The following is a 17,405-nucleotide window of genomic DNA, read 5'->3' on the forward strand; positions in this document are numbered from 1 at the left end:
CGGAGCCCCCGTGCGCTCAGTGCGACAGCGGCGCTTCCGTGGTGTCGACCAGCGTGCAGTCGGCGACCGGACCATTGGCGACCCGCGCCCAGATGCCCGCCACCTGGATCTTGGCCGGGGGGTCACTGACGCTGAACTCCAGCACTCCGGTCTGTCCCTCCTTGATGGCGCTCGGGTCGATGGTGAAGCCCTCCTCCACCTTCGGCGGCCAGACGTCAAGCCGGTCCTCCTCCCTTGGAATGAAGTCGGCACGGGGCTGCGGGCTGCACTTCTTGCCCGTGGGGATGTAGTTCACCACCACGTTGACCCCCCTGTCCCGCAGGTCCGCCTGGAGCTTGTCGGCGTCCTTCACCTCGTTGATCTGGATGTTGATGGTTCCGTCGGGGTTGTCGGCGATGGCATACGCGGGGGTGCCGCCGAACAGCAGCGGGATCGCCACCGCCGCCGCGGCGGCCAGCCCCAGCGCGGGCGCCAGGACGATGGGTCGCAGCAGGCGTCGCTTCGGCTTGTCGATCTCGGTCATCACGAACTCCTTGAGCAGTCGGTGACGGCCCTCGGGAAGATCGCGGTCGTTTGGCCAGCTCATCGGATCTCCTCCTTTGCGGGGCCTTTGTCACCTACTACCTGTCGGGGCGCGGGCGGCGGTTCCGCCAGTTGGCCGAGTTTCTGGCGCGCTCGCGACAACCGGGACCGTACCGTGCCCACGGGGACGCCGAGCGCCTCGGCCGCCTCCGCGTAACCGAGCCCGGACCAGACGCAGAGCGCGAACACGTCCTGCTCCTGGCGGCGCAGCGAGCCGTAGGCCGCGCGGACGGCGGCCAGCCGTTCCGCGTCGTCGATCCGGCCCACGACTTCGTCGGCGAAGTCCGGCACGGCCCCGCCCCTGGGCATCCTGGCCAGGGCGTCGTCGTGCCTGCGGGCGGCCCGGCGGGCGTTGCGGGCCACGTTGGTGGCGATGACGAGCAGCCACGGCCGCAGCGAGCCGCCCTCGGCGTCGATCCTGCCGCGTAATCGCCAGGCCTCCAGGAAGGTCAGCGCCATCACGTCCTCGGCCGCGGACCAGTTCGCGGTCAGGCGGAAGGCATGGTTGTACACGGCCTTCGCGTAGTCGTCGAAGAGCTGCGCGAAGGCCGCCTTGTCCCCGGCGCGTATCCGGGCACGTGTCGACATATCCACGTAAAGGAACTGTCCGCACACACGTCAGGGTTCCAGCTGTCCACGGTCGAAGTACGCCGCCAGCTCCGGGTCGATCAGCGGCACGTCGTACGGCATGCCGCCGTCGCGCAGGGACATCGTGGCCATGTAACCGGCGGCGACGCTCATCCGGGCGGCCACCGGGGAGGTGTCGGTGACCCCGCCGTCCCGGACGAAACCGCAGAACTCCCGCATGATCTCCGTGTCGGCACCGCCGTGCGAGCCGGTGGCGTCGGGCACCCGGTACGCGATGTCGCCGTCGCTCCGGTAGCCCGACGGGCCGGTGTTCCAGACCTTGACCGTGTCGCCGGGGCCGTCGCCGAAGTTCTCCAGCCGGCCCTCGGTGCCGATCACCGTGTAGTTGCGCACGTAGTCGGGGGTGAAGTGGCACTGCTGGTAGGCGGCGATGACGCCGTTGTCGAGGCGCATGTTCATCACCGACACGTCCTCGACGTCGACGACGTGGTTGAGGTCGCCGCGGCTGGCCGGCGGCCAGTCGTACTCGCGCAGCCAGCCCTCCGGCCTGGGCGTGTCCGGCTCGCGGCGCGGCAGGTCGCCGTAGAGCATGAGGTCGCCGAGGGCGTTCACCCTGGTCGTGTAGCCGCCGGCGAGCCAGTGGATCACGTCGAGGTCGTGCGCGGCCTTCTGCAGGAGCAGGCCCGTGGTCCGGGTGCGGTCGGCGTGCCAGTCCTTGAAGTAGTAGTCGCCGCCGTAGGACACGAAGTGGCGCACCCAGATCGTCTTCGGCTCGCCGATGACGCCCCGCTGGATGATGTCGCGCATCAGCCGGACCACGCCCATGTGCCGCATGTTGTGCCCCACGTACAGCCGGGTTCCGGTCCGCCGCGCGGCGCGCAGGATGTTGTCGCAGCCCTCCACGGTGATGGCCAGCGGCTTCTCCAGGTAGACGGCCTTGCCGGCTTCCAGGCAGTCGATCGCGACGCGCTCGTGCGTGTCGTCGGGCGTCAGGACGATGACCGCGTCGAGGTCCGGGCGGTCGAGCAGCCGGTGGTAGTCCTCGGTCAGGAACTCCGCGTCGAACCTCTTCGCCTGGCTCTTGAGCACCGCCGGGTCGGAGTCGCAGAGCGCGGCCACGACCGAGCCCTGACCAGGTCGGTGCGCGTAGCGTGCCAGGTTGGCGCGGAGGCCGAGGCCGATGATTCCGATGCGCAGGTCTTCCACCCAAGCGAGGCTAGCGCTCGTTTATGCAAATAACCAGCGCCAAAAGTGCTATATCGGGCACGCCGTACGAGTGGCGTGAAGGGAAGCTGTGGGGGCACTTAAGAATCCGTCGATGGACACGTCCCTAAGCGAGCGGGCACAGTGCGTTAGGTTCGGGGCAGAGGGAGAGATGAACCCATGAAAGCGCTGGTCAAGGAGCGAGCCGAGCCCGGATTGTGGCTGGCCGACGTGCCGGAGCCCACACCTGGGCCGGGTGAGGTGCTGATCCGGGTGCTGCGTACCGGCATCTGTGGCACCGACCTCCACATCCGGAAATATGACGATTGGGCGCGGCATACTCTGAAGCTTCCGCTGATCGTGGGGCATGAGTTCTCCGGGCACGTGGTCGAGGTCGCGCCCGGCGTCGAGGACATCTCGGTCGGCGACCTGGTGAGCGGCGAGGGGCACATCGTCTGCGGCAAGTGCCGCAACTGCATGGCCGGGCGCCGCCATCTGTGCCGCAACACCATCGGGCTCGGCGTGAACAGGGACGGCGCCTTCGCCGAATACGTCACGCTGCCCGCCTCCAACGTCTGGAAGCACCGGGTGCCGGTCCATCCCGACGTGGCGGCCATCTTCGACCCGTTCGGCAACGCCGTACACACCGCGCTGTCGTTCCCCTTGGTCGGCGAGGACGTGCTGATCACGGGCGCGGGCCCGATCGGGCTGATGGCGGCGGCGGTGGCCACGCACGTGGGCGCGCGCAACGTGGTGATCACCGACGTCAGCGAGGAACGGCTCGACCTGGCCGGCAAGCTCGGCGTCTCCCTGGCCCTGAACGTCGCGCGGACCTCGATCGCCGAGGGCGTCACGCGGCTCGGCCTGCGCGAGGGCTTCGACGTCGGGCTGGAGATGTCCGGGAACCCGCGGGCCGTACGCGACATGATCGCGAACATGACGCACGGCGGGAAGATCGCGATGCTCGGGCTGCCCGCCGAGGAGTTCGCCATCGACTGGGCCACGGTGGTGACCTCGATGCTCACCATCAAGGGCATCTACGGCCGGGAGATGTACGAGACCTGGTACAACATGTCGGTGCTGCTGGAGAAGGGTCTCGACCTGTCCCCGGTGATCACCGACCGCTACTCGTACCGCGATTTCGACGCCGCCTTCGACACGGCGGCCAGCGGCCGCACGGGCAAGGTCATCCTGGATTGGAGCGTTTGATGTTCACGAACGTACGCGATCAGCTGCGTGCGACGCTCGACGAGATCACCGAGGCGGGGCTGCACAAGCCCGAGCGGGTGATCACCACGCCACAGAGCTCACAGGTGAGCGTGGCCGGGCGAGAGGTGCTGAACTTCTGCGCCAACAACTACCTCGGCCTGGCCGACAACCCCGAGGTGGTCGCCGCCGCCAAGGAGGCGCTCGACCGCTGGGGCTTCGGGATGGCCTCGGTACGGTTCATCTGCGGCACCCAGGAAGTGCACAAGGAGCTCGAAGCCCGCCTTTCTGACTTCCTCGGCCAGGAGGACTCCGTCCTCTACAGCTCGTGCTTCGACGCGAACGGCGGCGTCTTCGAGACGCTGCTCGACGCGCAGGACGCGGTGATCTCCGACGCCCTGAACCACGCGAGCATCATCGACGGCATCCGGCTGTCGAAGGCCCGCCGCTACCGCTACGCCAACCGCGACATGGCCGAGCTGGAGGCCAGGCTGAAGGAGGCGTCCGACGCGCGGCGCCGGCTGATCGTGACCGACGGCGTGTTCTCCATGGACGGCTACCTGGCGCCGCTGGCCGACATCTGCGACCTGGCCGAACGCTACGACGCGATGGTCATGGTCGACGACTCCCACGCGGTCGGGTTCGTCGGGCCGACCGGTCGCGGCACGCCCGAGCTGCACGGCGTCACCGACCGGGTGGACATCATCACCGGCACCCTGGGCAAGGCGCTCGGCGGGGCCAGCGGCGGCTACGTCGCGGCCCGCAAGGAGATCTGCGAGCTGCTGCGCCAGCGCTCCCGCCCGTACCTCTTCTCCAACTCGCTCGCCCCGGTCATCGCCGCGGCCTCGCTGCGCATCCTCGACCTGCTGGAGACCTCCAGCGAGGCCAGGGAGCAACTGCGCGCGAACACCGCCCGGTTCCGCGCCAAGATGACCGAGGCCGGGTTCGACATCCTGCCCGGCGACCATCCGATCACCCCCGTGATGATCGGCGACGCCGCCGAGGCCGGGGCGATGGCCGAGCGGCTGCTGGAGCTCGGCGTGTACGTGATCGGGTTCTCGTACCCGGTCGTGCCGCACGGCCAGGCCCGGATCCGGGTCCAGCTGTCGGCGGCCCACTCGGCCGAGGACGTGGACCGCGCGGTCGACGCCTTCATCCAGGCCCGCGCGTCGCACTGACCCCTCCGGATCGCGGCCCGCACGTCGTACTGACCCTCTGGGCCGCGGCCCGGACGCCTCGCCGGCGCTCCGGACCCAGGAGCTGAGTATTCTCGCTGCGTGATAGACACGCGGCGGCTGCGTACGTTGCGCGCGGTGGCCGACCATGGCACGGTCACCGCCGCGGCCGCCGCACTGCACCTCACCCCTTCGGCCGTCTCCCAGCAGCTCGGGGCGCTGGAGCACGAGGTGGGCCACCGGCTGTTCACCCGCGACGCGCGCGGCGTCCGCCTGACCGCGGTCGGCCAGATCATGCTCACCCACGCCAACGAGGTGCTCGCCCAGCTCGAACGCGCCGAAGCCGAGGTCGCCGCCTACAGCACGGGCGCGGCGGGCGAGGTGACCGTCGCCTGCTTCGCCACCGCGATCAGCGCCGTGCTCTCCCCCGCCATCACCGCCCTGCGCACCGGCTCCCCGGGGCTGCGGATACGCGTACTCGACGCCGAGGGCGACCACAGCCTGACCATGCTGCTCGACGACCGGGCCGATCTGGCCATCGCGGTGGAGTATCGCGGCGCCCCGGACGCGGCCGATCCCCGCCTGCACCGGTCCGCCCTGTACGCCGAGCCGTTCGACCTGGTGCTCCCCCAGGATCACCCTCTGGCGAGCGCCGGCGGCCCGCCCCCGGCGGACGCGGTCCGGCTCGGCGAGCTCGCGGGCGAGACGTGGATCGGGCCCTACCCCGGCAACCCTGTCCACGACGTGATCACGTTCGCCTGCGAGCAGGCGGGCTTCTCACCGAACTTCGCACACTGCTCCGACGACTTCCGCGCCGTGGTGGCACTGGTCGGAGCCGGCGCGGGCGTGGCACTGGTGCCCCGACTGGCCCTGCGCGACATGGTGCTGCCGGGCGTGGCCGTGTCAGGCGTCGCGGTGCCAGGCGTCGCGGTGCCAGGCGTGGCACTGCCGGGGGTCGCGGTGCCGGGCGTGGCGGTACGTCGCGCGCCGGGCCCCGAGCGGCGGGTCTTCGCGGCCGTACGGCGGGGTGCCGAGGCTCATCCTCTTCTTCGGCCGCTGCTCGGCACCCTGCACACGATCGCCGACTCCCTCGGGGCCGGGTGACACGCATGGGGCAGGGTGTGCAGTACCGGAAGCTGTTCGGTCTGCCGGGTGTGACGGCGCAGGCCGTCCTCGGGTTCCTGGCCCAGCTCACGCAGCAGGTCGCGCCGGTGGGGATCGTGCTGGTGGTGCAGGTTTCGAGCGGCTCGCTGGTGCTGGCGGGGCTGGCCGCGGCGGCGTTCGCCATCGGCGCGGGGATGGCCAGGCCCGTCCAGGGGCGCCTCATCGACCGGCGGGGGCCGCGGGGGGTACTGGCCGTCAGCGCGTTGGCGCACGTCACGGCCCTGATCGCGGTGGTGGCCGGCGCCGGGTCCGGGTGGCCGGGGTGGACGATCGTGGCACTGGCCTGGATGGCGGGGGCCGGACTGCCACCGGTCTCGGTGACCATGCGCGTCGAGTGGGGCGCCCGCCTGGCCACCGAGGGCCGTACCGCCGCCTACAGCCTCGTGTACCTGGTGCAGGAGCTGGCCATGCTCACCGGCCCGCTGCTGTTAGGGGTGCTGATCGCGCTGGCGTCGGCCTCGCTGGCGCTGGGTGTGGTGGCCGTCGCCGCGGGGGCGGGCACCTTGGCCTTCTCCCGGGTGCTGCGGGTCACCGGTCCCTCGCGGTCGGCGAGGCGGGGGCGGGTGTTCCGGCATCTCGGGATGCGGTTGCTGCTCGTCGTGGTGGTACTGCTCGGCGGGGCCATCGGGGCGCTGGACGTCGGGGTGCCCGCTCTCGCGGCGGCCCGGGGCATTCCGGCCGCGACGGGCCTGCTGGTGGCGGCGCTGTCGCTGGGCGGCGTCGCCGGGGCGGCCGTCTACGGTGCCCGCCGGTGGACGGCCGATCCCGCTCGCCGGCTGACCGGGCTGCTGCTGGTCTTCGGTCTCGCACTGGGGCCGCTGGTGCTGGTGTCGTCGCTGCCGCTGTTCTGGGTGGTGCTCTTCGCCGGGGGACTCATGCTCAACCCGGCGCTGACGACCACGTCGCTGCTGGTGGACGAGCTCGCGCCGGGGGCGCAGGCGGAGGCGTTCGGGTGGGTGTCGACGGCGGTGGGCGTGGGGGGCGCGGCGGGGTCGGGGCTGGCCGGGGTGGTGGGGCAGCAGTTCGGGCCGTCGATGCCGTTCCTGGTGGCCGCCGGTTTCGCCGGCCTGGGCGCGGCTCTGTCGACCCTCCTCCTCGGGCCTGCCGGCCGCCCCTGACCGACCATCAGGCGCGGGCGCGGGTGATCGCCTCCGTGAAACGGGTGTGCCTGGCCAGTTCGCCCTTCACCGGCTCCAGTACGTACTCGGCGCCGACCTTGGCGATGGCCGACCGCAGGTCCTTCGCCACCCGGCGCGCCCGGCGATGCCCGCCCGCCCAGGCCGCCAGCCGGGACAGCAACGCGATCAGCACCCCGGCCAGCGCACCGCCGCCGAGCAGCACCGTCGGCCACGGCACCACGCCCAGCGTCGGCAGGGGCGGCTGGGGCAGGCGCAGGTAGTCCATGCCGAACAGCACCCCCAGCCACAGCCCACCGGCGACCATGACTGCGAACACCAGCCACTGCAGCATCCCCACCACCCGCCACCACCTCGGCCGCCTGGTCGCCCCGAGCGAGGTCGTCGCCACCGCCCGGTCCACGGCGTCGGTCAGCTCTCCGGCCCGAGACCGCGCCGCCTGCCGTACCGCCGCCGCCCACGCCCCTTCCAGGTCACTCGCCGCTGCCTCGCCGACGTCGCGGATGGCGGTCTCGACCTGTGCTTTCTGTACGGCCGAAGCAGCCGGGACGGACGTACGGCCGACGGTCTCCAACTCGCGCGAAGTGGTGCTCGTGCCGATGCGCAGCCTGCGCAACGGGTCAGGCCGGAACCGCCGGACCCACTTGGTGACCGGCCAGCCGGTCGCCACCACGGCCCGGTGCCGGTGCCCCTTCCGCACGGCCGCCACGACCAGCGGCACCCCGGCGGCCTCGGACAGCGCGTCGGTGAGCGGCTTCCCCAGCCCGGCCACCGCGCCACCCGGCGTACCTGCGCCCGGACGCGGCGCGGCCGACGAATGCGGCGCGGCGGACGGATCGGCCAGGTGGTCCGCAGCGGCGGACACGTCGGCGGACAGGCGGGCGGACCAGGAGCGGCGCTCGGCCACCCGCTCCGCCAGGAGCGTGCGCAGCTCGGCCAGGCCCGCACCCGTACGCGCGGAGGCACCGACGATCGGCACCCCCGCCAGCCCGTCGTCGTCCAGGAGGCGGCGCAGGTCGCGCAGGCACCGGCCCACCGCGTCGGGCGGCAGGCGGTCGATCTGGTTGAGCACCACCACCGTCACGTCCCGGTGCCCGGCCAGCGGACGCAGGTAGCGCTCGTGGACCGCCGCGTCGGCGTACTTCTGCGGGTCCAGCACCCACACCAGCAGATCCACGAGCTCCACCAGCCGGTCGACCTCCAGGCGGTGCGTCAGCCGGATGGAGTCATGGTCGGGGAGGTCTAGCAGGATAAGTCCGGAAAAATCGGGTCCGACAGCGGCCGGGGCGTGCCGTTGGGGGATCTCCAGCCAGTCGAGCAGCGGACCCGCCCCCGCCCCGTCCCACAGCGCCGCCTGCGCGGTCGAGGTGGTCGGCCGGGTGACGCCCACGGCCGCGAGCTCGTCCCCGGCCAGCGCGTTGAACAACGACGACTTCCCGCTCCCCGTGGCCCCGGCCAGCGCCGCCACGGTGTGATCCACCGACAGGCTGCGCCGTACCCCGGCCCGTTCCGCCACCCCCCGCGCGTGGGACACCACGTCGGCCGGCAGCCGCCCCTCGGCCAGCTCGGCCGCCTCCAGCAGCGCGGCCAGCCGGGAGTCCAGCGACGGCCCCTCCTTACGACGCAGCAGCTTCACGACCCCTCACCTTCAGCGAGACCCTCAGCCAAACCCTCAGCCGGGCCTTCGGCGACGTCGACCGGAGCCATGCCCGACGGCAGTTCGGTGCGATGGGCGCGGACCGACTGGGCGGCCTCCCGCAGGGCCCCCGCCGCCCCGGCCGGTGGCTCGACCGCCGCCAGCAGTTCGGTGAACCGCCCGGCCTCCTCCTCCAGCAGTCTCCGCACCCGTTCGCGCAGATCCTCGCGCGCCCGGACGGTCAGCGTCCGCACCGCCTGATCGCCGAACACCGCCTCCAGCAGCTTCTGCGACAGCACGCTCGTCCCACCCGCGATCCCGACCTCGATCCCGGTCAACCCACCCGTGGAGGCGAACACGGCCAGCATCAGCAGCAAGCCGGCCCCGTTCACCCCGAAGGAGGCGATCCGGGCCGTGGTCCGCTTCTCCGCGCCTTCGTGGCGTACCAGGTCGAGGACGTACTCCTGCCACCCCCGTACCGCCGCCGAGGCCCGTTTGCTCAGGTCAGGGGAGGTCCGGCCCAGCCGGGCCGCTTCCACCGCGCCGACGTGGGCGATGATCCCGGGACCGCCGGGCGCGGCCGACCAGCCCTCCAGGCTGCGTTCGGCGGCGGCGTCGGCGGCGCCTCTGATCAGCGTCTCGACGCCGCTCTCCAGCGCGTCGCGCAGCGACTCGGCGGGCACCCGCCCGGTGAAGAAGCCGACGACCCGGTCACGCAGCCATCCCACCCGGCTCTCCAGCGAGCGCATCAGGTCGCCGGTGCCGATGAAGTCCTGCCAGCGGGCCAGCACCTCGCCGCGGAGCAGCGACCCGTCGCGCATGCCCTCGTCGAAGTCGGCCAGCCCGCCCGAGTAGGCCCCCGACACGATGGACCGCAGCGCGTCGAACCCGGCCTGCTGCCGCGTGACGGCGTCGGCCAGCACCGGCACCCGCGTGACCAGGCTGTCGAGCGCCCCGGACAGCGTCTGCCGGACGACCCGGGACCGCTCGGCCGCGTCGGCGGCCAGCTCGGACAGCCACGCGGAGATCGGTGACACCAGGGCGGCGGGCAGCCGCGCCTTCTCCGACGGCAGTGCCGCCTCGGGCACGGTGAACAGCCGGGTGCCGGCGAGACCGTTCTCGACCAGCAGGCGTTCGAGGTCGCGGGTGACGGGCTCGACGGCCTCGGCGGGCACGCGGTCGAGCACGAGGGCGAGCGCCGTGCTGCGTTCGCGCGCCGAGCGCAGGAAGCTCCACGGCACCTCGTCGGCGTAACGGGCGGCGGTGGTGACGAACAACCACAGATCAGCGGCGGCCAGTAGTTGCGCGGCCAGCTCGCGGTTCGCGGTCACCACCGAGTCGATGTCGGGCGCGTCGAGCAGCGCCAGCCCCGGGGCGAGCGACGGAGAGGTGACCACCCGCAGCGCTCCGACGGCCGATCCGGTGCCGCGGGACAGCCCGGGCAGGACGTTCTGGCCCATGAACCAGTCGCGGTCGGCCGGGCTCACCACCAGCGTCGGCACCAGCGTGGTGGGCCGCAGCACGCCCGGCTCGGCGACGTCGGCCCCGACCAGCGAGTTGACCAGCGTCGACTTGCCCGCCCCGGTGGAGCCGCCGACCACGGCGAGCAACGGCGCGTCGATGGCCCGCAGCCGGGGCAGCAGGTAGTCGTCGAGCTGGCCGGTGAGCTCCTTGAGCGCGCGCCGGTCGTCGGCGGCCGCACCGATCTCGAGCGGGAACAGCTCGCCGTCGAGCCGGTGGCGCAACTCCTCCAACGCGCCCAGCAGATCCATAGGACCACGCTAGCCCGCCGGTGGCTCCCGCAGCACATAACCGACGCTACGCAGCGTGTGGATGAGCCTGGGCTCGACGTCGTCGACCTTGCGCCGCAGATAGGACACATACGACTCGACCACACCGGCGTCGCCGCCGAAGTCGTAGTTCCAGACGTGGTCGAGGATCTGTGCCTTGGACAGCACCCGCCCGGCGTTGGACATGAAGTAGTGCAGCAGCTTGAACTCCGTCGGCGACAGCCGCACCTGCCGCCCGTCGCGCCAGACCTCGCGGGCCTCCTCGTCCAGCTCCAGGTCGGCGACCTGCAGGCGGCTCGCGGGCGCGCTCTCCCCGCGCGTACGCCGGAGCACCGCGCGGATCCTGGCCTGGACCTCTTCCAGGCTGAACGGCTTGGTCACGTAGTCGTCGCCCACACCCAGCCCGAGGATCTTGTCCTCGGTGGCGTCACGGGCGGTCAGGAAGAGCACCGGCACGCCGATCCGCTTGGCCACCTCGAACCCGTCGAGATCGGGCAGCATGACGTCGAGGACGACCAGATCCGGTGTGGTCCGCTCGGCCACCTCGACGGCCTCGTAGCCGTCCGCGGCGGTCAGCACCTCGAAGCCGGAGAAGCGCAGGCTCGCGGACAGAAGGTCCCGGATGCTGGGCTCGTCGTCCACCACCATGATCAGCGCCTCGGGTTTAGTCACCTACCCAGAGTGACTCAGGAGGCTGAGGAATAGCTGAATGCTCACTCCAAGGCGAGTGGGAGTTCGACCCGGAACGTGGAGCCCGAGCCGGGCGCGCTGTCGAGCAGCACCGTGCCGCCGTGCGCCTTCACCAGCGCCTGCACGATGGCCAGGCCGAGCCCGCTGCCCCGGTCGTCGCCCGAACGCTGGCGCGACCTGGCCGAGTCGGCCCGGTAGAACCGCTCGAACACCCGCTCGACCTGCTCGGGGGTGAGACCGGGCCCCTTGTCGGCCACTTCCAGGAACGCCGTGTCGTCTCCTGCTCCGACACGTACCGTCACCGGGGTGGCCGGTTCGGTGTGGGTCAGGGCGTTGGTCATGAGGTTGGTGACCACCTGGCGCAGGCGTACTTCGTCACCGGAGACGATCAGCGCCGCGCCGCCGACGACGTCCAGGCTGACCACCCGGTCGGGCGCCAGGATGCGCGCGTCGTGCACCGCGTCGGCGGCCAGCGCCAGCATGTCGACCGGCCGCATGCGCAGCGGGCGCTGCTGGTCGACGCGGGCGAGCAGCAGCAAGTCGTCCACGAGCAGGCTCATCCGGCCGGCGGCCTTCTCCACGCGCTGCATCAGCTCGGCGGCGTCGGCCTTCTGGTTCTGCCTGGCGTACTCGGCGAAACCGCGGATCGAGGTGAGCGGGGTGCGCAGCTCGTGCGAGGCGTCGCCGATGAACTGGCGCATCCGGTCCTCCGAGCGGCGGGCGGCCGCCTCGGAGGCGGACCTGGCGGCGAACGCGGCCTCGATCTGCGCGAGCATCCCGTTGAGCGACAGGGCCAGGCGGCCCACCTCCGTACGCGGGTCGCCGGTCGGCACCCGGCGGCCGAGCTCACCGCCCGCGATGGCCTCGGCGGTGCTCTCGATCTCGGTCAGCGGGCGCATGCTGCGCCGGACCATCGCGACGCCCACGACGGCGAGGATGAGCAGGATGCCGCCGCCGCCCAGCAGCTCGATGAGGCCGAGCCGCCGGGTGATGTCCCTGACCTCCTCCAGGTCCGCCGCGATCACGTAGTCGCCCGCCGGGATCGAGGTCCGCAGCACCCGCCACTCGCCGTCGCCGCTGACCGCCCGCGTCGTGTAGAGGGTCGGTCCGGGCGCCTGCGACAGCACCGGCCTGGGCCTGGCGTCCACGTCGCGGTCGCCGAACACCGGGGTCAGCGTCCCGCCCGGCGGCTGCACCAGCACGATCGTGTCGGACTCGATCAACGCCATCTTGTCGTTGGTCTCCTTGCCCCGCTCCCGCTTCTCCTGGTCGTGCTTGAGCTTGTTCTCCACGCGTACGGCGAGCAGCTGGATCTGGCTGTCGACGCGGTTCATCAGGTAGCCGTGCAGCACGGAGACGCTCACCACGCCGATGAAGGTCAGCCCGAGGCCGAGCAGCGCCAGCATCGCGGCGATCAGCTTGATCCTGAGCGGCAGGCCGCGCATCACGGACTCGGCGGCAGCCGCAGGACGTATCCGACACCGCGCAACGTGTGAATGAGCCGCGGGTTGCGGTTGTCGATCTTACGGCGGAGCACCGACACGTAGGACTCGACGATCCCGACCTCGCCTCTGAAGTCGTAGTCCCAGACGTGGTCGAGGATCTGCGGCTTCGACAGCACCCGGCCCGCGTTCGTCATGAAGTACCGCAGCAGCTTGAACTCGGTCGGCGACAGCGACACGGCGTTGCCGCCGCGCCACACCTCGTGGCTCTCCTCGTCGAGCTCGATGTCGGCGAACGTCAGCCTGGGCGGCGGCGCCTGCGACTCTCCACTGGTACGCCGGAGCACCGCGTGGATCCTGGCGACCACCTCTTCGAGGCTGAACGGCTTGGTGACGTAGTCGTCGCCGCCGATCGTCAGCCCGCGGATCTTGTCCTCGGTCTCGTCACGGGCGGTCAGGAAGACCACCGGCACGTGCACGCCCCCGCCGCGCAGCCGCCGTACGATCTCGAATCCGTCGAGGTCGGGCAGCATGACGTCGAGGACGACCAGGTCGGGACGGTGCCGTTGAACAGCGGTGACGGCGTCTAGGCCGTTTTTAACCGTGGACACGTCGAAACCCGCGAACCTCAGGCTCGCGGCGAGGAGTTCGAGGATGTTGGGGTCGTCCTCGACGATCAGCAGTCGCGCTTCCATCATCTCCAAGCATGCACTCAACGGACGAGTGCTGGGACAATTCCGGCGATGTGCCTGGCAATCGCCAGGCTGGAGGTGGCCGCGGGAGACGGCGCGTTGCGTACCAGCACAACCCTGCCCTGAACGTCCACGGCGAAGTCGTCGACCAACCGGCCGTCCTTCGCCACGGCCTGGGCGCGTACCCCGCCCTCGGTTCGCCGCAGGTCGGAGGCGGTGAGCTCGGGCACGTAGCGGCGCGCGGCCCGGACGAAGGCCCCCTTGACCAGCGAGCCGTGGACCTCCTTGAGCCCGGTGCGCCAGTGCTGCCGGGCCATGCGCAGCGTGCCCGGCCAGCGCAGAATCTGCCAGGAATTACGGAGGTTTATTCCCCGATAACCCTCATAGGCCAGCGCCAGCACCGCGTTCGGCCCGACCAGGACCTCGCCGTCGATGTTCCTGGTCAGATGGACGCCGAGGAACGGGTATCGAGGGTCTGGCACCGGGTAGATCAGGCCGCGCACCAGGTCCTTGGCCGCTCCCTCGAGCGCGTAGTACTCGCCCCTGAACGGCACGATCCTGATGTCGCCCGGCCGTCCCGCCATCCTGGCCACCGCGTCGGTGCTCAGTCCCGCGCAGATCACCAGCCGGTCGAAGGCGAACCTCCGCCCGGCGGCCAGCACCTCGACGCCCTTGAAGGTCTCCCTGATCGCCCTGACCGGGTGCCCGAGCCGTACCGAACCGCCCAGTTCGGCCACGTCGAGCGCGAGCCGGCGCGCGACGGCGGGGAAGTCGGCGATCGCGGTGTGCGGCGAGTGGACCGCGCCGACGCCGACCGCGTGCGGCTCGATCTCGCGCAGCGCGAGCGCGTCCAGCTCGGCGATGCCGGGGACGCCGTTCGCCCTGGCCCGCTCGGCCAGCGCCGCCAGCCGCGGCCGCTCGGCGCCGGTGCAGGCCACGACCAGCTTCCCGACCTCCTCGTACGGCAGGCGGTGGTGCGCGCAGTACTCCTTGAGCAGCGCGACGCCCTCACGGCAGAGCCTGGCCTTGAGCGAGCCCGGCGGGTAGTAGATGCCCGCGTGGACGACGCCGCTGTTGTGGCCGGTCTGGTGCGCGCCGACGCTGTTCTCCTTCTCGAGGACGGTCACCTCGGCACCTCTGGTGGTGGCGAGCTCGCGGGCGACCGCCAGGCCGACGATGCCGGCCCCGATGACACCGATCTTCTCTGTCACGGCGCCAGTCTGCCGACTCTGCGCGGATCCAGGTGCCCTTCAGCGGCAAGCCACCGCAATGTATCCGAAACGGTGTCTTCCACCGGGCGCAGAGTGAGCTCAAGGTCCTTGAGCGTGGGGCCGTCGTCGGTGGGGACCAGGGTGAGCATGAAGTCGGCCGCGTCACGGGTGAGCGGGTAGTCGATGGGCGCCAGCCGCTTGAGCCGGTCGAGCACCGCGGCCATCCCGCGCAGCAGCCCACCGGGTATCCGATAGGCCCGGCCCGCCCGCCCCGTCACCTCCGCACATACTTCCGCCAGCTCCCCCCAGGTACGGAAATGTCCCCCAAGCAGGTAGCGGCGATCCCGGTGGCCCGGCGTGAAACAGCGGGCCAGCGCGACGGCCAGATCCCGGACGTCCAGCACGCTCACGCCACCCGGCACGACCGGCCACCCCCACCGCAGGCCGGCGCGGAGCCCCTCGTTGAGCGCGTCGAGCGTCGGCTGTCCCGGCCCGGCGATGCCGCCCGGGTACACGATGGTCACACCGCCCAGCTCCCTGGCGTACCGCTCGCCCTCGACCTTGGACCTGCCGTAGGCGTTCCTGGGGCTGGTCAGCGGGCTGTCGGCGGTGATGAGCGGCTCGGCGGGCGGCACGAACACCGCGATCGTGGAGACGTGCACGATCGGATCCAGCCCCAGCTCGGCGGCCTGCCCGAGAACGTTACGCAGCCCGACGACGTTGGACCCGTGCAGGTCGGTCCCGTGCCCAGTGACCCCCATGTCAGCGGCGGCGTGCAGCACCGCGTCACACCCGTCCAGCGCCGCTCGTACGGCCGACGCGTCACGGATGTCCCCCTGACGGACCACCCACTCCCCAGCCCCCAACACACGTCGCACTTTTTCCGGACTTCTCGCCAAAAGGCAGGGCTCGTGCCCAGCGGCGATCAGGGCCGAGACCGCGTGCGAGCCGACGAACCCCGACGCACCGCTCACCAGGACACGCATGTCAGGAAAGCTAGCGCTTACTTGGTATTACATCAACCAACCGAAGATCGATCCTCCACTAAAATGGGCAGAGTGCAGGAAATCGTGACATACGTCGAGATGACCGCCGCCGATCAGCTGAATCCAGGCGCGGCCGTCCCCGGTCTCGCCTTGGAGTCCTTGGACCGAGGCTCGCCGCTGGTCGTCGACCTCCAGTCCCGGATCGGCGCGCCCTACGGCTGGCAGAGCGCGCGACGGAGCGAACACCAATGGGTCGCCTGGCTCGCTCAGCACCCTGCGCGGGCGTTCTCGCTGCTGTCCCTGAACGGTGAACCGGTAGGCACGGCCGCCTACGACGTCCACCCCGGCGAGGAGGTCGAGATCGAGACCTTCGGCCTGCTGCCCGAGTTCACCGGCAAGGGCCTGGGCGGATACGCGCTGACGCTGACGGTCCGGCGCGCGTGGCGGTTGACCCCCGCCGTACGGCGGGTCTGGCTGCACACCTCCAGCCTGGATCACCCCCACGCGCTGCCCAACTACCATCGGCGCGGCTTTCACACGTACAAGACCGAGGTCGGCGAACGCGGCTGACCCGTGCGGGCCGGCCGACGTCGGGTTGTGCCGGCTCACTCGGACGCGTTATTTGAAAGCCGCGACGTGGCGCTCCGCCCACTCGGCGAATGTGCGAGGCGGGCGGCCGAGGAGCCGCTCGACGTCGGGGCCGACACTCTGCTCGGCGGCCGACGGTGCGCCGAGGGCGCCGAGAGTGGCCTCCACGACCGGCTCGGGCATGTATCGCAGCATCTGCTCCCGCGCCTCCTCGCGGCTCTGCTCAACGAACCGCACCGGCTCGCCCAGGGCGTCCCCGATCGCCGCGGCCTGCTGCCGGGGTGAGATCGGCACCGGTCCGGTCAGCGTGTAGACGTTGCCCTCGTGGCCCGGCTCGCGCAGGGCGACGGCGGCGACCTCGGCGATGTCGGCCGGATCGATGGCCGGCACCGCGACGTCGCCGAACGGCGCCCGGACCACCCGTTCCGCGCGGACCGAATCAGCCCACTGGAACGTGTTGGAGGCGAAGTTGCCCGGCCGCAGCATCGTCCATGCCAGACCGGACCGCTTGACCGCGTCTTCCAGACGCGAGGGGTGGCGTCGCGTGCCCACGCCGTGGGAGGACAGCAACACGACCCGCCGGACGCCGACCGCTCGCACGACGTTCAGGACGTCACCGAGATCGCCGTTCGCCATGAAGTCGGGGGAGGTCAGCAAGAACAGCGCTTCGGCTCCTTGCAGGGCGGGTTCGAGGCTCTCCGGCTCAGCCAGGTCGGCCTGCCGGTGCCGCACCCCCACCGGCACGTCCGAGATCTTCCGTGACACCGCCGTCACCCGTTCGCCGGCCGCGGCAAGCGCCCGCACAAGCGGCTGCCCAACGTTGCCCGTTGCTCCAGTCACCACAATCATGTTGGGAAGCTACTAGCGCCGTGATAGTAGGTACCTAGAGGAAAGTATTGGGATTGTGACCAACGACACAGCTTGGGCGCCCCCTGCCGACGTCCCCCCGGAACAGGCCTGCCCGATCACCCCGGTGGTCGACATCGTCTTCAGCCGCTGGACCACCCCCATCCTTTGGGTGCTCAACGAATACGGGCGGCATCGATTCGTGGAGCTGGAACGCCGCATCACCACCATCACACCCAAGGTGCTGACCGATCGACTGCGGCAACTGGAACGCGACGGGCTCGTCGTACGCACCTACCACCCCGAGGTTCCACCGCGAGTGGAGTACGAGATCACCGAATTGGGACGGAGCCTCTCGCCGGTGTTCGAAGCACTCGCCGAGTGGTCGGTCAACCTAGGCGAGGTCGAGCAGGCCCGGCTGGACTACGACGCCAGAAAGCCGGTCAGCAGCCGTCGATAACGCGGGAATC

The 17,405-nt window shown here is 71.2% G+C and carries 17 protein-coding genes; 6 read left to right on the plus strand and 11 right to left on the minus strand.

All coding sequences use genetic code 11. From position 1 onward, the window contains the following. Positions 1 to 16 precede the first annotated feature (16 nt). From ACGFNP_RS35580 to ACGFNP_RS35590, 3 genes are read right to left on the minus strand one after another with little or no spacing between them, the layout of a single operon-like run. A complete protein-coding gene (locus ACGFNP_RS35580) occupies positions 17 to 586 on the minus strand; it encodes a hypothetical protein (protein ID WP_358340550.1) in 570 nt (189 codons plus the stop codon). Continuing rightward, positions 583 to 1,170, minus strand: coding sequence for an RNA polymerase sigma factor (locus tag ACGFNP_RS35585; protein WP_393326148.1), 588 nt, complete (start codon positions 1,168 to 1,170; stop codon positions 583 to 585). The genes ACGFNP_RS35580 and ACGFNP_RS35585 overlap by 4 nt, the downstream gene beginning before the upstream one ends. A gap of 30 nt (positions 1,171 to 1,200) precedes the next feature. Next, positions 1,201 to 2,376, minus strand: coding sequence for a Gfo/Idh/MocA family protein (locus ACGFNP_RS35590; protein WP_393326150.1), 1,176 nt, complete (start codon positions 2,374 to 2,376; stop codon positions 1,201 to 1,203). Between the two features lie 177 nt (positions 2,377 to 2,553). Between ACGFNP_RS35590 and tdh the strand changes: the two genes are divergently transcribed. From tdh to ACGFNP_RS35610, 4 genes are all read left to right on the plus strand, one after another. Next, positions 2,554 to 3,582 carry an L-threonine 3-dehydrogenase gene (tdh, locus tag ACGFNP_RS35595; protein ID WP_358340544.1) on the plus strand — a complete coding sequence of 343 codons (1,029 nt, stop codon included), beginning with the start codon at positions 2,554 to 2,556 and terminating at the stop codon, positions 3,580 to 3,582. Then, positions 3,582 to 4,757, plus strand: a complete 1,176-nt coding sequence (locus tag ACGFNP_RS35600) for a glycine C-acetyltransferase (protein ID WP_393326154.1) — start codon at positions 3,582 to 3,584, stop codon at positions 4,755 to 4,757. Before tdh ends, ACGFNP_RS35600 begins: the two co-directional genes overlap by 1 nt. Before the next feature lie 99 nt (positions 4,758 to 4,856). Continuing rightward, positions 4,857 to 5,858: a LysR family transcriptional regulator gene (locus tag ACGFNP_RS35605; protein ID WP_393326157.1), complete on the plus strand. Its 1,002-nt coding sequence runs from the start codon at positions 4,857 to 4,859 to the stop codon at positions 5,856 to 5,858. Positions 5,859 to 5,863: 5 nt separating this feature from the next. Then, positions 5,864 to 7,036, plus strand: coding sequence for an MFS transporter (locus ACGFNP_RS35610; RefSeq protein ID WP_393326159.1), 1,173 nt, complete (start codon positions 5,864 to 5,866; stop codon positions 7,034 to 7,036). Positions 7,037 to 7,043: 7 nt separating this feature from the next. Here the strand turns inward: ACGFNP_RS35610 and ACGFNP_RS35615 are convergent, their stop codons facing one another. The 7 genes from ACGFNP_RS35615 to ACGFNP_RS35645 all read right to left on the minus strand — a co-directional run bounded on the left by ACGFNP_RS35615 (position 7,044) and on the right by ACGFNP_RS35645 (position 15,501). After that, the gene (locus tag ACGFNP_RS35615) at positions 7,044 to 8,690 is read right to left on the minus strand and encodes a GTPase (RefSeq protein WP_393326162.1); all 1,647 of its coding nucleotides are present in this window, start codon (positions 8,688 to 8,690) and stop codon (positions 7,044 to 7,046) included. After that, positions 8,687 to 10,462 (minus strand): ABC transporter, encoded by a 1,776-nt coding sequence (locus ACGFNP_RS35620; protein WP_393326164.1) that lies wholly within the window; start codon positions 10,460 to 10,462, stop codon positions 8,687 to 8,689. The genes ACGFNP_RS35615 and ACGFNP_RS35620 overlap by 4 nt, the downstream gene beginning before the upstream one ends. Before the next feature lie 9 nt (positions 10,463 to 10,471). Beyond that, complete coding sequence (locus ACGFNP_RS35625) at positions 10,472 to 11,128, minus strand: response regulator transcription factor (RefSeq protein WP_358340608.1); 657 nt, start codon at positions 11,126 to 11,128, stop codon at positions 10,472 to 10,474. A gap of 65 nt (positions 11,129 to 11,193) precedes the next feature. Continuing rightward, on the minus strand, positions 11,194 to 12,615 hold the full coding sequence (locus tag ACGFNP_RS35630) for an ATP-binding protein (RefSeq protein WP_393326168.1): 1,422 nt from the start codon (positions 12,613 to 12,615) through the stop codon (positions 11,194 to 11,196). Continuing rightward, complete coding sequence (locus tag ACGFNP_RS35635; protein WP_214644281.1) at positions 12,615 to 13,310, minus strand: response regulator transcription factor; 696 nt, start codon at positions 13,308 to 13,310, stop codon at positions 12,615 to 12,617. The genes ACGFNP_RS35630 and ACGFNP_RS35635 overlap by 1 nt, the downstream gene beginning before the upstream one ends. Before the next feature lie 14 nt (positions 13,311 to 13,324). After that, entirely contained in the window at positions 13,325 to 14,515 is a 1,191-nt protein-coding gene (lhgO, locus tag ACGFNP_RS35640) for an L-2-hydroxyglutarate oxidase (RefSeq protein ID WP_393326170.1), read from the minus strand. Next, positions 14,512 to 15,501, minus strand: a complete 990-nt coding sequence (locus ACGFNP_RS35645; protein ID WP_393326172.1) for an NAD-dependent epimerase/dehydratase family protein — start codon at positions 15,499 to 15,501, stop codon at positions 14,512 to 14,514. The genes lhgO and ACGFNP_RS35645 overlap by 4 nt, the downstream gene beginning before the upstream one ends. A 72-nt stretch (positions 15,502 to 15,573) precedes the next feature. Between ACGFNP_RS35645 and ACGFNP_RS35650 the strand changes: the two genes are divergently transcribed. After that, positions 15,574 to 16,071 (plus strand): GNAT family N-acetyltransferase, encoded by a 498-nt coding sequence (locus ACGFNP_RS35650; protein WP_358340526.1) that lies wholly within the window; start codon positions 15,574 to 15,576, stop codon positions 16,069 to 16,071. A 48-nt stretch (positions 16,072 to 16,119) separates the two neighbouring features. On the opposite strand, the gene ACGFNP_RS35655 is transcribed toward ACGFNP_RS35650, so the two are convergent. Continuing rightward, entirely contained in the window at positions 16,120 to 16,938 is an 819-nt protein-coding gene (locus ACGFNP_RS35655) for an NAD(P)H-binding protein (RefSeq protein WP_393326175.1), read from the minus strand. Positions 16,939 to 16,993: 55 nt separating this feature from the next. Here ACGFNP_RS35655 and ACGFNP_RS35660 point away from each other — a divergent pair, with 55 nt between their 5' ends. After that, entirely contained in the window at positions 16,994 to 17,395 is a 402-nt protein-coding gene (locus ACGFNP_RS35660) for a helix-turn-helix domain-containing protein (protein WP_358340523.1), read from the plus strand. The last annotated feature ends 10 nt before the right edge of the window (positions 17,396 to 17,405 follow it).

Origin of the sequence: Nonomuraea sp. NPDC049269 (assembly GCF_043197155.1) — a bacterium.
Classification (GTDB): domain Bacteria; phylum Actinomycetota; class Actinomycetes; order Streptosporangiales; family Streptosporangiaceae; genus Nonomuraea.